The sequence below is a fragment of the Amycolatopsis sp. TNS106 genome, from assembly GCF_019330265.1.
GTDB classification, from domain to species: Bacteria; Actinomycetota; Actinomycetes; order Mycobacteriales; family Pseudonocardiaceae; genus Amycolatopsis; species Amycolatopsis lurida.
In genome coordinates this window covers 2,967,501-2,981,289 of the sequence record NZ_CP024972.1, presented here as the reverse complement: position 1 = coordinate 2,981,289, position 13,789 = coordinate 2,967,501, and the positions used below count along the sequence as shown (strand labels likewise).

The following is a 13,789-nucleotide window of genomic DNA, read 5'->3' as shown; positions in this document are numbered from 1 at the left end:
TGGTTCAGGTCAAGCTGCGGGACGAGCGTGGAACTCTGTCGGCATCAGGGTGGTCGAGGTCGCCGAGGATCGTGATGGCGTGGTTCCAGGTGGTGCGGGCTGCGTCGGTGTCGTCGGCGGCGTGGTGGGTGTCGCCGAGGTGGGTGAGTGTGCCCGCTTGGTTGTAGAGATCTCCGAGTTGGCGAAACAGCCGGAGGGCGTGCTGGTAACAGGTGGTGGCTTGCCGTGTGGCACCGAGATGGAGGTGAGCGTGGCCGAGGCTGTCCCAGGTATGCGCCTCGCCCGCCTGGTCACCGAGTTTTCGGTGCAGGGCCAGGGCTTGCCGGCAGTGAGAGAGGGCTTGCCGGTGGTTGTCGAGCTGGGAGTGGCACCAGCCGACCTGGTTGAGAGCTCTGGCTCGCCCGTCGTGGTGGCCCGCGGTCGTGAACAGGTCGAGTGCTCGCGTGGCGTGGCCGAGCGCGTCGGTGTGGCGGCTCTGCCTTTCGAACATCCAGGCGAGGTCCAGGTGGGTATGGGCCCGTCCGACCTGGTCGCCGAGCTGATCGAACAGAGCGAGGGCGTACCGAAGAGTGGAGTGGGCGTCGTCGTACAGGCCCAACCGGATTTCGGCGCCCGCCAAGTCGTTGTGGGCGTGGGCTTGAGCGCGTCGATCGCCGAGTCGGCCGGCGGCGGCGATGGCGGTGCGCTGGATGGCGGCCAGCTCGTGCCAGTGCCCTTGCCGTTCGAGGAACGTCGAGAGGGACCAGGCCAACCGGGAGCCGGACGCGTCGGCCCCGATGCCGACGGCCAGGTCGATGGCGGCCAGCAGTGCGGGGTGCTCGACGGTGAACCACGCCAGAGCCTGTTCGAGGTCAGCGGGTTGCTCAACGGTGGTTCCGCTTTCGGGCGTGGTCAGGGTGAACGGGCGAGCGCGGTGCGGGTGGAGCCGCAAGGAGGCGGCGTGCGCCGTGTGCACGTAGTGATCGAGCAGCCGGTGAAGCACTCTGTGCGGCGGGTCTTCGGCGGCTGAGTCGTCGGCCCGCTCGCCCGCGTAGGTGCGGAGAAGGTCGTGGAAGCTGTACCGGCCGGGAGCGTGTTCGGTGAGGAGGTTCGCTCCGGTCAGCTCGGCCAGCTGCTCCAGGGCTTGCCGGAGCGGGCTGCCGGCGAGGCTGGCGGCGGCCGCTGTCCCGATGTCGGAACCGGGGTGCCGGCTCAGCAGCCGGAACATCCGGGTGGCCGAAGGGCTCAACGCGCGATAGGACCAGGAGAACACGGCCCGGATGTCGGTGGCCGGGTCGCCGCCGCGGAGAGTGTCCAGCGCGCTCGTCATGTCGCGGAGCTGGTTCACCAGCGAGGCGAGCCGTAAGCCGGGGCGGCTGGTGGCCCGGGCGGCGACAATGGCCAGTGCCAGCGGCAAGCGCGCGCATCCGTCGATGATCGCGGTGACGGCGAGGGGTTCGCGCTCCACTCGCTCCTGGCCGAGACGGCGGGCCAGCAGGTCTCGCGCCTCGTTCCGGGGCAGGAGGCCGACATCCAGCGCGTGAGCCCCTTCGACGGCGAGCAGGGAAGTGAACCGGTGGCGGCTGGTCACCAGGACCAGGCAGCCCGGGGAGCCGGGCAGCAGCGGGCGGATCTGCTCGACGTCCCCCGCGTTGTCCAAGACCAGCAACACCTGTTTGCCGGTCAGCACACTGCGGTACAGGCCGGTCAGCGCGTCGCGGTCCACCGGCAGACGTACCTCAGGCACGCCGAGAGCGGTGAGGAACCTCCGCAACGCGTCGGCGGGGTCGAGCGGTGACCCGGCGGTGTCGAACCCGCGCAGGTTCACATACAGCTGCCCGTCGGGGAACCGTGCGGCCACTCGATGGGCCCAGTGCACGGCCAAGGCGCTTTTGCCCACTCCGGCGGTGCCGGACACCACGACGATCACCACCGGCGCGGTCTTGCCCGGCAGGATCGCGTCCAGTTCGGCCAGGGCGCCGCTGCGGCCGGTGAAGGCGCGCACGGCGGGCGGCAACTGCGCGGGACGGGTCTCGGGTGCGTGCACTGGCTCTGCTGTGCGGGGGTGGAACAGCCGGGAGTCCTGAGCCAGGATCTGCCGATGGATCCCGGCCAGCCCGGCAGAGGGGTCCAGCCCGGAACCTTCGACGAGCACCTCACGGGCCCGCTGATACGCGCGCAGCGCGTCGGCCTGGCGCCCGGCCCGGTACAGGGCCGTCATCAGCTGGCCCCACAGTCGTTCGTACTCCGGATGGCGGGCGAGCAGCCCTTCCAGTTCCGCGATCAGCATCTCGCCCGACCCGGTCGCCAGATCCGCTTCGATCCGGTCCTGCACGGTGGTCAGCCGGAGCCGTTCCAGTCGCTCCCCTTCGGCATGCAGAGCCGCGATACCGGTGAACTCGCCGTAGGCATCCCCACGCCACAGCGCCAGTGCCGCGGCCAACCGGTCGGCAGCGGTATCCGCGTGCCCGGCGTCGAGGGCTCGCCTGCCGGCCGCGGCCAGCCGCTCGAACCGCGCCGAGTCCAGCATGTCCGGCCCCACGCGCAGCGCATACCCGGGAGGCCGTGTCACGATCAAGTCGTCCGCCCCGCTGTGGGTCCGGCGCAACGTCCCGCGGAGCCGGGAGACATAGGTGCGCGCCGTGCGGGCGGCGTCCGGCGGGGCTTGTGCCCGCCACAGGCCCTCCACCAAGGCCGCCACGCTCACCGCCCGGCCGGCGTCGGCGGCCAGCAGCGCGAGGACGATACGTAACCGCGGACCGCCCAGGTCCTCGAAGACGTGACCGTTCACGGCCACTTCGAGCGGGCCGAGCACCCCGACGGTCCACGCACCGCGTGGCGGTGCCCCCTCGACCTCGTCCACGGTGACAGATCACCTCCACCTCGACTCATCGAGACATGAGCCGCGGTGCGAGGTCCAGATACGTCGGGTCGTCCGATCGGACCGGTCCGGTCACCCTCCGGCCAAGGACCGTCGACCGGGTGTCGACAGCCTGTCGATGGCTACTGCCACGGTGAATCCCGAGCAGGAAAAGGCCGTGAACCGGGGAGTTCGGGACGAGAGCGGTCGAGTTCCCCGCTCGGCAACCGGCCCCGGACCGGACTCTGGAACTACTGATGAGGGAGAGAACGACATGCGAAAGTCAGTGCTCGGTATCGGTGCGATGACGGCCATGCTGGGGTTGTCCATGGCGCCGTCGGCCATCGCGGCGCCAGGACCGGCCGGGGAGGGAGGAGCCGGCACGTTCGCGTCGGTGGTGATCGCTGCCAAGCGGGTTCCGGTGGATAACCGCTTCATCCCACCGCGGGTCGGGGGAGACGCCGAATTCAACGGTCATGGTCCGGACGTCTTCGCCAGCGCGACGCTGGTGGGCATCGGGTCGAACCGGTTGGGGGTCAGGATCTTCATGGACGCGATCGAAACGACGCCGGACTTCACCCGCGCGCGGGGGACATCGCCCGACTTCCTGATCTACGTGGCGCCGGCGGGCCACTGCGTCCTGAGCGTCAGCCGGGGCGGTTACGAGGAAATCCGCTACCGCGACACCGACCACGCGGTCGACGCGTTCGCGGGCCAGGTCACGGACAGCTTCGTCAGCGGCTGGTCCTTCGTCGGAGACACCAACAGTTCGGAAGCGGGCACCAGAACGGGTGTCGCGCTGACCACCTTCAGTTTCGTGGCCAACGTACAACCGTGCTGAGGCAGTCCCGAGTCGGGTGAACGTCGCCGTCGGCCGGTCCCGCACGTATCCGCCGTGCGGGACCGGCCGTGGATGACGTCGCCGCCCGCGGAGATGCGAGGGCGCACAGCCAAGGGATACCATTGAATCGATTGTGCAACGAAACTTGGTGCCCGGAAACCCCAGGGCCACCAGATCGGAGAGCAGCGGTGACGACAGCGGGACTCAGGCCACGCCGTATTCCGGCGCCGGTGGCACTCGCCGGCTTCCTCGCCGTGGTCGCGGCGGTCGCCGTGACCGGTGCGCTGGCCGCGACACAGGCGAAAACGGTGTACAGCGGGCTCGTCCTGCCGGCGTGGGCGCCGCCCTCGTGGCTGTTCGGTCCGGTGTGGACGGTTCTGTACCTCATGATCGCCGTGTCGGGCTGGTTGTACTGGCGGGCACGCGGCGACCGTCGCGGTCTGGGCTGGTACGCGGCCGGGTTGCTGCTCAACGCGGCGTGGACCCCGTTGTTCTTCGCCGCCGGCGCGTACACCGCCGCACTGGCCGACATCATCGCCCTGGATGTGGTGATCGTCGTGACCGTGCTGGTGTTCCGCCGGAAATCCCCGCTCGCGGCCGCGCTGCAGGTGCCCTACCTGGCCTGGACGTTGTTCGCGACGGCGCTCAACGCCGCGATCCTGGTCCTGAATTGAGCCGGGAGATCCCATGATCCACGTCGAACGCAGTCTCACCGTCGCCACGCCCGCACCACTCGTCGCCGCGTACCTCGCCGATTTCGCGCACGCGGTCGAGTGGGATCCCGGCACCGTGTCCTGTGTCCGTGTCGACGACGGCGAGATCGACGTCGGCACGCGGTGGCGCAACGTCTCGGAGTTCCGTGGCAAGCGGACCGAGCTGACGTATCGGCTCACCAGGCTGGACCCCGGCCGGATCACCTTGGTGGGGCAGAACCGCACCGCGACCTCCACCGACGACTTCACCCTGCACTCGGGTCCCGCGGCGACCACCGTGCGCTATCAGGCCACGATCGTCTTCCACGGCCTGGCGAAACTCGCCTCCCCGTTCCTCAAGCGCGAGTTCGAGCGCCTGGGCGACGAGGTCGCCCCCGAACTCGCCGCCCGGCTGGAACAGCTCGGCCCCGGATGAGCTCCCCGCCCGCCCTGTGGTTGTTCGGCGACCAGCTCGGACCGCATTTCCACAGCACACCGGAGCATCGTGACCGCGAGGTGCTGCTGATCCGCTCGGCCGCGGCCTTCGGGCGCCGCCGGTTCCACCGGCAGAAACTGCACCTGGTCGAAGCCGGGATGCGGCGGCTGGTCGCGGATCTGGGCGGCAGGGCCAGGATCGTCGACGCGCCGACCTACACCGACGGCCTGCGCCGCTTCGGCAAGCCGGTGGTGGTGCACGAACCCGGCTCACACGCCGCCGACGCGCTCGTCAGGCGACTCCGCGAACAGGGCATCGTGGCGGACATCCTGCCGACGCCGGGCTTCGTTCTGTCCAAACAGGACTTCTCGACCTGGATCTCGGGCCGTCGCCGCTACCTGATGGAAGACTTCTACCGCGACCAGCGGCGCCGCTTCGGAATCCTGCTCGAGCCGGACGGTGAGCCGGCAGGCGGAAAGTGGAACTACGACCACGACAACCGCCGCCCGCCCCCCGGCCGGTCGACGCTGCCGGTGCCCGCGCCGTGGCACCCGAAGGAAAACGCGATCGATCAGGAGGTCAGGGCCGACCTCGATCGCGCGGAAGGCGAGGGGGCGATTCACCCGGTCGGCGTCGACGGCCCACGCCGGTTCGCGGTCGGCCACGCCGAGGCCGTCCGTGCCCTGCGCCGCTTTCTCGATCACCGGCTGGCCACGTTCGGGCCGCATCAGGACGCCATGCTCCACGCGGACTGGGCGATGTCGCACGCCCTGCTCTCGGTACCGCTCAATCACGGCCTGCTCGACCCGCTCGACGTCGTCCGGAAAGCAGAAGAACGCTACCGGGACGGGACGGCACCATTGGCGAGCGTCGAAGGCTTCGTCCGCCAAGTCCTCGGCTGGCGGGAATGGGTGTGGCATCTCTACTGGCATCTCGGGCCGGCTTACTCGGACCGCAACGTGCTCCGGGCGCACGAAAAGCCGCCGTCATGGTGGCGGGAGCTGGACGCCGACGCGGTCGAGGCCGCCTGCCTGCGGTCCGCGCTGACAGGCGTCCGTGACCGGGGGTATGCCCACCACATCGAACGGCTCATGGTGCTGGGCAATCACGCTCTGCAGCGCGCCTACGATCCGGCGGAGCTGACGGACTGGTTCGCCACCGCCTTCGTCGACGGTTTCCCCTGGGTGATGCCCGCGAACGTCATCGGGATGAGCCAGTACGCCGACGGCGGCATCGTCGCGACCAAGCCTTACGCGGCGGGCGGCGCGTACATCAACCGGATGAGCGACCACTGCGGCGGATGCGTGTTCGACCCGAAGAAACGCGTCGGCGCGTCGGCCTGCCCGTTCACCGCCGGGTATTGGGCTTTTCTCGACCGCAACGCGAAACGCCTGGAAGGAAACCCGCGGATGCGGCAGCCGCTCAACGGAGTGAAGCGGCTGTCCGACCTGAGTGCCGTGGTGGCGCAGGAGAGCGACCGCCGGGGCTTCTGACGAATCGGAGGCGGATCGGTTTGTGGTCGCGAGGCGCCGGGTAACCGCCGAGCAACACCAACCGACCACGTGAAGGAGCTGACGCTTCGCCATGGGCACGATCACCAAGACCGTCGACGTAGAAGCCGACGTGACCACTGTGTACAACCAGTGGACCCAGTTCGCCGAGTTCCCGCGGTTCATGGAGGGCGTGGACCGCGTTGAACAGCGCGACGACACCCATACACATTGGACGGTCACCATCGCCGGTGTGTCGAGGGAGTTCGACGCCACCATCACCGAACAGCATCCCGACGAGCGGGTGGCGTGGCAGTCCGACACGGGCCCGAACCACGCGGGCGTCGTGACCGTGCACCGGATCGACGACAAGCACAGCCGCGTCACGGTCCAGATGGACATCGACCCCGAGGGTTTCGTCGAGAACGTCGCCGACAAGCTCGGCGTGCTGGATCGCCGCGTGCAGGGTGACCTCGACCGCTTCAAGACCTTCCTGGAGAACCGGGACGGCACCGAGACCGGGGCGTGGCGTGGCGACGTCGAGCGCCCCGCCCAGCACGGCTAGGCGAACGCGGCGGACGGCCGGTGCGCTTGGGGTGGGAGCCGATCCCACATTCGCGCCGGCCGTTCAGCTTGTCGCGCCCCCGACCCGCCGTCGCCGGTCCTCGGCGAGATATTTCGAGGCGGCCAGCCGATTCAGCAAGCCGATCCGTCCGCGGTTGGGGACCGAGCGAAGCGCGTGCCCGGCGAGACCCCAGTGCCCGAGGAGGGTGTTGGCCGCGGCCCAGCCGGTGGCGGCCGCGCGTTCCATGAGAGCGACCGGCAGGTCGATCCGGATGCCGTCGCCCGCGAGCGCGAGGAGCGGGTCGGGGGTTCGCACGGCCGGCCGCCGGGCGAAGTCGCCGACACCGAACAGCGGGCAATCCTCGCGCCACAGCGTGCTCTCGCCGAGCACCCGCGCGTCCCGGGTTTCCGGGTAGATCTCGTGGAGCCGTTGTTCGAGGGCCTTCTCCAAGGCGCTGTGATCCGCGGTGGCGGCCGCGTAGGCGTGCAGTTCGACGACGGACCCACCGGTACGTGTGGCCCAGCGCCGCGCTTCGCCTTCGTACCGGTCGAGAAGGCTGATGTTGTCCAGCGGCGGGACGCTGCCGGTGCCGAGGAAAGGCGGACGCCGGGCGTCGACCGGGCGGTCGAGCCAGAGCCGCCGGACGAGGAAGGGCGGGGCGGTCCGCAGTTCACCGATCGCGCGCCGCCAGGCCTCGGTCGCGATGCCCGGGGAAGCGGTGACGAGGTCGCGGAGCCCGGCGACGTCGCAGGCGAGCACGACTCCGTCGAAACCCTCCGTGCGGCCACCGGTTTCGACTTCGAAACCGTCCGGTGTCCGGCCGAGGGCGGTCACCCCCGTACCGGTGCGGATTTCGACCCGGCGGCCGGCCAGGTAGCTCGCGAGCGGATCCCAGAGTGCCTGCGGGAACGGCTCGGTCGGCACGTCGAAGACGAGTCCTTCGCTGGAACCGAGGAAGTAGAGGTGGAACATGGTCGCCAGTTCCGCGGCGGACAGGTCGTGCGGGTCGGCGAAGAAGCTGCGCGAGAACACCTCGAACGCGAGATGTCGTGCGGCGGCGGGGAAGTTGATCGCTTCGAGGAAGGCCGAGGCGTCGGTGCGGTCGAGCCGGTGATAGGTCTCGGGCACGCTGACCGCGGCGAGTGGCAAGGCATCGCGCCCGCTGAGCCGAAGAAGGTCCCTGGGGGTGAAAGTCGGGCTTCGCAAGGCGAAGACCACCGCGTTCCAGATCGGTGTGCGAGGGAGCCCGGCGAAGGTGTCGATGCGGCCGTGAGCGTCCAGCAGCGGATAGTCGGAGAGCGGGGTCAGCCGATCCAGGTACGGGTCCGTGCGCGCCAGCAAGGTGCGGAGGTTGTAGTACTGACGGAAGAAGGCGTGGAAGCCCCGGCTCATCGTCACCGGTGTGCCGTCCGGCAGTTGTTCCCGCCAGCCGCCGACTCTCCCTCCGAGGTGGTCTTCCCGTTCGAAGACGGTGACGGTGACGCCGCGTTCGGCCAGTCCCGTCGCCGCGGTGAGCCCGGCGATGCCACCGCCCACGACGGCCACCGTGGGACGCGCGCCGAGCAGGCCGGCGTCGGCGAGGCCTCGCCGACCCGGATGAGTGACCAGGCGGCGGTCCAGGGGTGAGGTCACGAAGTCTCCCGGGGAGCGGTGCCGACGACGGTGTGCACGATGTCGCGTTGCCAGCCGGGGACGGTGGCGGTGTGGACGTCGGTGAAGCCGGCGTCGATGAGGCGCCGGGTGAGAGAGCTGATTCCGTCGAACTCGACGACGCTGCGGCGAAGGTGGCGGTAGAGCGTCGCGTCGCCGGTGGTGACCTTCCCGAGAGGGATGATCACGGCCGCGCACACCGCGTTCCAGACCCAGCGGGCTCGCCGGGAGTCCCGGACCGAGTACTCGTGTACGGCTATCCGGCCGCCCGGTCGCAGCAGGCCGCGAAGGCGGCGCAACTGGCCCGTGGGGTCGGCAACGTTCCGCAGCAGATAGGCCGCCAGGATGGCGTCGAACGGGCCCTCCACCCCTGCCAGCTCCTCCACCGGCGTGTGGACGAACTCGACCCCTTCCGGCCAGGTCTTGCTCCGGGCTCGCGCCAGCATTTCGCGGGAAGCGTCGAACGCCGTGATCCGCGCTCCGGGCGCCATCGAGACGAGCGCGGCGGTGGACGCACCGGTGCCGCAGCCCGCGTCGAGCAGCCGCAGGCGGTTTCCGTCGAACGGCAGGTCGAGCCGCTGGGCGGACAGCAGCAGATGCCGGTGATAACCGGGATTCGCGCCCACCAGGCGGTCGTAGAAGCGGGCTTCGGTGTCGAAGGCCGACGGCACGGCGCCGCGCGGCAGGCCGTCTCGCGCCAGGGCGTTCATCGCGCCTCCTCGTGTGGCCGGGACCGTTCCCACAGCAGCAGCACGGCGGTCACCAGCGCGTAGCCGAACAGGAAGTCTTCGATCGGGATGTCCCAGGGAAAGCGCCAGCCGGTGACGTGCTCGGGCGCGTAGAGGACGATCGGCGCGGACAACTTCGTCAGCCAGCCGTCGACCGGGATCTGGAAGCCGAAGACGATGGCCATCGTGAGCCAGTAAGCGGGTTTCCGGAACAGTCCGGTCTTCAGCACGAAGGTCTCGGCGAGGACGACCACGGCCACCGCGATGACGGCCGGAACGGTGTAGCCCCAGGGGATCATCGGCGGACCGCCCGTTCGCCGCGGCGCCGGGCCACGGTGAGCGAAAGCTGGACCATCTCGTAGGTGAGCAGGCCGCAGATCGGGATGACGACGAAGAACAGGATCTCCTCCAGCGGGATGGCGAACGGGGCGTGGACGCCGGTCATGAATTCCGGTGCGTAGCCCCAGACCCCGGTGGCGATCGCCAGCGCGTCCCAGACGAGGAAGACCAGCGCCACCGGGAGCAGGGCGCGGGCGAGCCGTTTCGGTTGCCGGTAGACGCGGGCACCGGCCAGTTCGAGCGGCAGTGTCACCAGGACACAGGCCGCCAGGACGATCAGGTATTCGAACTTGCCCACTCAGCTCACCGCCGCGGGGGGAGCGGGCGCCGGATGCCGCCTGCGTGCCCACAGGGAACGGGTCAGCGCGCCACAGGCGACCCCGAGCCGGCGGCGGCGGGTCACCTTCGCGCGGCCGGCGAACACGTCGTGGCCAGCGTCCTCGATCCGGTCGAGGATCTCCCCGTAGAGGGTCGCGGCGGTGGCGACACAGGGGCGCGAAACCGGATGCAGCATCGCGATTCCCGGCCGTGCCTCGGCGTAGATCCGGCGGGTGACGGCGATCTGGTCCCTGATCGCGGCCCGTACCGGTGCGTCGGCCCGGCCGTGCTCCGCGCACCAGGCCAGCCGTTCGCGGTCGACGTCGTGGGCCTTGAGCTCGTCCGCGGGCAGGTAGACCCGTCCTCGCGCGAAATCCTCGGCGACGTCGCGGAGGAAGTTGGTCAGCTGGAACGCCTTGCCCAGCGCGGCCGCCCGCGGCGCGGCCTCCTCGCGAGGGGTCACCGCGCCGAGGATGGGCAGCACCTGCAAGCCGATCACCTCGGCCGAGCCGTGCACATAGACGTCGAGATCGTCTCTCGTGGAGTAGTCCGTGATGCTCAGGTCCATCCGCATCGACTTGAAGAAGGCGCGGAAGAGGCGTTCTTCGAGCTCGTACCTGGCCGCCGTGTCGATCACGGCTCTCAGCAAGGGATCCTCGCTGGTGCCCGAAGCCAGATCGGCGAGGAACCGGCCCTCCACTTCGGACAGCCTCGCGGCCAGTGACCGAGGCGTGGCATCGGGATCCGGTTCGTCGACGATGTCGTCCAGCCACCGGGCGAAACCGTAGAGCGCGTGGACCGCGGGCCGTTGCGGCGCGGTCAGCATGCGGGTCGCCAGGAAGTACGTGCGCCCGTGCCGGGCGTTGAGGCCGCGGCACCAGGTGTAGGCGGCGCGCAGGCGCGGATCGCGGATACCGGCGGCGTCGAGTTCGCGCCTGGTCATCGGTTCGCCTCCGCGGCGAGGTCGAGCACGCGCGCGCCGCTCGTCGGCGTCCCGGTGATCCGGTCGGCGGCGAGCCTGCCGGAGATCAGCACGGTCGGGACCCCGACGCCGGGTACCGTCCCGCCTCCGGCGAGGACGACGTTTTCGGTACCGCGCGGCAGGTTCCGGGGGCGGAACGGGCCGGTTTGGCTGAACGAATGCGCGTAACTGAAGGGCGTCCCGGCCACCAGGCCGCGGTCCGCCCACTCGGCGGGACCGATCACCTCGGTGAACTCGGGTTCGAAATCCGGCAGCAGACGTTCACGGGCCACGGAAAGGATCTCCTCGGCGTAGGGACCGGCTTCGGCGGTCCAGTCCGCCGGGCCACGGTCGAGATTGGGCACCGGCGCGAGGATCGAGAAGAGCTGACGGCCGGGTGGGGCGAGTCCCGGATCGGTCGCGGTGGGCCGGGTGATCAGCAGGGACGGATCGCTCATGCGGCGTCCGGCGGTGATGAGTTCGTCGAAGGTCGAATTCCAGCCCTGCCCGAACGAAATCGTGTGGTGGCCGATTCCCGGATGGTCACCGGGGCCTCCGGTGTGCACGATCAGCGCGGACGGCGCGGGCCGCAGCGGGACGGGCCGCTTCGGCTTCCGGCCGAGAAGCCGATAGCTCTCGGGCGGTTCGGTCGTCAGCACGACGGCGTCACACGCGTGGCGTTCGCCACCGGCGGTGCGGACGGCGCGGACCCGGTCACCGTTCCGTTCGAGCGCGTTCACGGGGTCGCCGTAGTGAAAGGCGACCCCGTTCTCCGCGGCGACCCGGGCGAGTGCCCGCGGGAGCGCCGCCACACCGCCGGGCGGGAAATACACGCCACCGACGGTGTCCATATAGGAAATCACCGCGTAGAGCGCCAGCGCCCGCATCGGTGACTCGCCCGCGTAGAGGGCCTGGAAGGTGAACACCCGCTTCAGCCGCTCGTCCGACAGGAACGAGCCGATCCTGGGATCCAGCCGCCGGAAACCACCGAGCGCCACCAGCCGGGCCAGCTCCGGGCGGAGCATGCCCAGCGGTGAGTCGATGTTCGAGTCGATGAACCGGGAGAATTCGGTGCGGTACAGGCGAGTCAGCCATTCGCGGAGCCGCACGTAGCCCGCGGCCTCCGCCGGGCCCGCGAAGTCGCGTACCGCGTCCGTCATCGCCGCGGCGTCCGTGTGCACGGGCAGCGTGCTGCCGTCGGCGAAACGCGCCACATACGCCGGGTCGAGACGGGTCAGCGGTAGTTCCTCGCTCAGCTCGGCCCCCACGGCGCCGAAGGTGTCCCGAAGGATCGAAGGCATGGTGAGCACCGTCGGCCCGGTGTCGAGCAGATAGCCCTTCCGCTCGACGCGTCCCGCGAGTCCGCCCGGGCCGGCATCGCGTTCGAGAACGGTGACCGAGCGTCCTCGGCCCGCCAGGTGCAGGGCCGCCGCCAGTCCCGACAGCCCCGCTCCCACGACGACGACCCGGTTCGTGGGCCCTGGCACCGTCTTCACTGGTCGCGCTCCGTGCATTTCGTGGCCAGTACGGCCAGAGAATCCGCGGCATGCCGGGGGAACACGGCCGGATCGATCGCGGCCTGGGCCTTCTCGGCCCGTTCCCGGATGAGCTCGCCGAGGCGTTCCCGCGCCCCGGTCGCCGTGATCAGCGCGCACCATCGGGCCACGGCTTCGTCGTCCACCGCCGGTAGCGCGAGCAGGCCGTCGAGGTCCGCTCGCTGCCGCCGGTCGGCCATCTCGGCGGCGAGCACCACCACACTGGAAGCCTTGCGATCGCGGAGGTCCTGGCCCGCCGGTTTGCCGGTGACCGCCGGATCGCCGAAGACGCCGAGCAGATCGTCCCGGAATTGGAACGCCTCACCGACCAGGCCGCCGTACTCGGCGAGGGCGGCCAGGACGTCCGGGCCGCATCCTGCCAGCGCCGCGCCGAACTCGAGTGGCCTGCGGACGGTGTAGTTGCCGGACTTCCGGCGCAGGACGTCGAGCAGTGTCTCCCAGCTCGGGAGCGTCCTGGCGTCGTTCACGAGATCCGCGAGCTGCCCGACGGCCAGTTCCGCGCGCATCAGGTCATAGCGCGGCCAGCCGCGGGCCAGCGCCGCCGGGTCGAGGCCGGATTCCCGGAGCATCCGCTCCGACCAGACCAGGAAGAGGTCACCGAACAGGGTCGCCGCGGATTCGCCGAAGCGGTCGGCGGAGCCGCTCCACCCCTGTTCGGCGTGCCACCGCGCGAACCGGACGTGCAGCGCGGGGCGGCCGCGGCGCAGTGGTGAGCCGTCCATGACGTCGTCCTGAGCCAGCGCGAAACAGTGGAGCAGTTCCAAACTCGCCGCGGCGCGCAAGGCCGCGTCCGATTCCGGCCCGCCGCATCGCCACCCCACGTAGGCGAACTTCGGGCGAAGGAACTTCCCTCCCGCGACGAACTGCGGAATGGCGGTCTCCGCGAGCTCACCCTCACGGTGGCCGGCGAAATATTCGGCGGCCCGTGCCGAGACGAAACCGTACGCCTCGGTGAGGCAACGCCCGCTCAAGGCTTCCAGCCAGGCGGCGGGCGCCTCTTCCGCCATGATCGACGCCATCCGACCGTTCCCTCCGCCGTTCGAAAATTCGATTCGCAACCGTTTCGCAACGGGTGTACCCTGTCTACTGGATCGGGTGACACCCCCGCAACTCGGCGGTATCGCCTGCCAGGCAACAAAGTCCGGGGTGCCCGGAAGTCCCGGGATCAAACCGCGGATCGCTCCCGAATCGAAGACGACTGCCTCGCGCCGGTGGCCGGGACCCCGCCACCTCCGGGAACCCGGTGTCCCCCTTGGACCGGGTTTCGGACGCTCGGCGGTGCCCGGGCGGATCGGCCCCTCCAGGCCGGTCCCGGCGCCGCCGAGCGTCCTTTTTCGTAACGGCTCCATACCTGCCGTGTTCGAGCGTCACTGA

The 13,789-nt window shown here is 70.2% G+C and carries 13 protein-coding genes; 5 read left to right on the top strand and 8 right to left on the bottom strand.

Features of this window, described 5'->3' with window-relative positions; genetic code table 11:
• Positions 1–4: 4 nt before the first annotated feature.
• The gene (locus tag CVV72_RS13345; protein WP_219152743.1) at positions 5–2,842 is read right to left on the bottom strand and encodes an AfsR/SARP family transcriptional regulator; all 2,838 of its coding nucleotides are present in this window, start codon (positions 2,840–2,842) and stop codon (positions 5–7) included.
• A gap of 301 nt (positions 2,843–3,143) precedes the next feature.
• On the opposite strand from CVV72_RS13345, the gene CVV72_RS13340 reads away from it, so the two are divergent.
• The 5 genes from CVV72_RS13340 (at position 3,144) to CVV72_RS13320 (ending at position 6,863) form a co-directional block, all read left to right on the top strand.
• Positions 3,144–3,680: a hypothetical protein gene (locus CVV72_RS13340; RefSeq protein ID WP_219152742.1), complete on the top strand. Its 537-nt coding sequence runs from the start codon at positions 3,144–3,146 to the stop codon at positions 3,678–3,680.
• A 188-nt stretch (positions 3,681–3,868) separates the two neighbouring features.
• Positions 3,869–4,354: a TspO/MBR family protein gene (locus CVV72_RS13335; RefSeq protein ID WP_219152741.1), complete on the top strand. Its 486-nt coding sequence runs from the start codon at positions 3,869–3,871 to the stop codon at positions 4,352–4,354.
• A 13-nt stretch (positions 4,355–4,367) separates the two neighbouring features.
• On the top strand, positions 4,368–4,808 hold the full coding sequence (locus tag CVV72_RS13330; RefSeq protein ID WP_219152740.1) for an SRPBCC family protein: 441 nt from the start codon (positions 4,368–4,370) through the stop codon (positions 4,806–4,808).
• Complete coding sequence (locus tag CVV72_RS13325; RefSeq protein WP_219152739.1) at positions 4,805–6,301, top strand: cryptochrome/photolyase family protein; 1,497 nt, start codon at positions 4,805–4,807, stop codon at positions 6,299–6,301. Before CVV72_RS13330 ends, CVV72_RS13325 begins: the two co-directional genes overlap by 4 nt.
• Positions 6,302–6,392: 91 nt before the next feature.
• Complete coding sequence (locus CVV72_RS13320; RefSeq protein ID WP_219152738.1) at positions 6,393–6,863, top strand: SRPBCC family protein; 471 nt, start codon at positions 6,393–6,395, stop codon at positions 6,861–6,863.
• Positions 6,864–6,926: 63 nt separating this feature from the next.
• Here the strand turns inward: CVV72_RS13320 and CVV72_RS13315 are convergent, their stop codons facing one another.
• From CVV72_RS13315 to CVV72_RS13285, 7 genes are read right to left on the bottom strand one after another with little or no spacing between them, the layout of a single operon-like run.
• Positions 6,927–8,495, bottom strand: coding sequence for an FAD-dependent oxidoreductase (locus CVV72_RS13315; RefSeq protein WP_219152737.1), 1,569 nt, complete (start codon positions 8,493–8,495; stop codon positions 6,927–6,929).
• A complete protein-coding gene (locus tag CVV72_RS13310; protein ID WP_219152736.1) occupies positions 8,492–9,223 on the bottom strand; it encodes a class I SAM-dependent methyltransferase in 732 nt (243 codons plus the stop codon). Before CVV72_RS13310 ends, CVV72_RS13315 begins: the two co-directional genes overlap by 4 nt.
• A complete protein-coding gene (locus tag CVV72_RS13305; protein ID WP_219152735.1) occupies positions 9,220–9,540 on the bottom strand; it encodes a lycopene cyclase domain-containing protein in 321 nt (106 codons plus the stop codon). The genes CVV72_RS13310 and CVV72_RS13305 overlap by 4 nt, the downstream gene beginning before the upstream one ends.
• A complete protein-coding gene (locus CVV72_RS13300; RefSeq protein WP_219152734.1) occupies positions 9,537–9,878 on the bottom strand; it encodes a lycopene cyclase domain-containing protein in 342 nt (113 codons plus the stop codon). The genes CVV72_RS13305 and CVV72_RS13300 overlap by 4 nt, the downstream gene beginning before the upstream one ends.
• The gene (locus tag CVV72_RS13295) at positions 9,879–10,841 is read right to left on the bottom strand and encodes a phytoene/squalene synthase family protein (RefSeq protein WP_219152733.1); all 963 of its coding nucleotides are present in this window, start codon (positions 10,839–10,841) and stop codon (positions 9,879–9,881) included.
• Positions 10,838–12,355: a phytoene desaturase family protein gene (crtI, locus tag CVV72_RS13290; RefSeq protein ID WP_219152732.1), complete on the bottom strand. Its 1,518-nt coding sequence runs from the start codon at positions 12,353–12,355 to the stop codon at positions 10,838–10,840. Before crtI ends, CVV72_RS13295 begins: the two co-directional genes overlap by 4 nt.
• Positions 12,352–13,434 (bottom strand): polyprenyl synthetase family protein, encoded by a 1,083-nt coding sequence (locus tag CVV72_RS13285; RefSeq protein ID WP_219152731.1) that lies wholly within the window; start codon positions 13,432–13,434, stop codon positions 12,352–12,354. Before CVV72_RS13285 ends, crtI begins: the two co-directional genes overlap by 4 nt.
• Between the last annotated feature and the right edge of the window lie 355 nt (positions 13,435–13,789).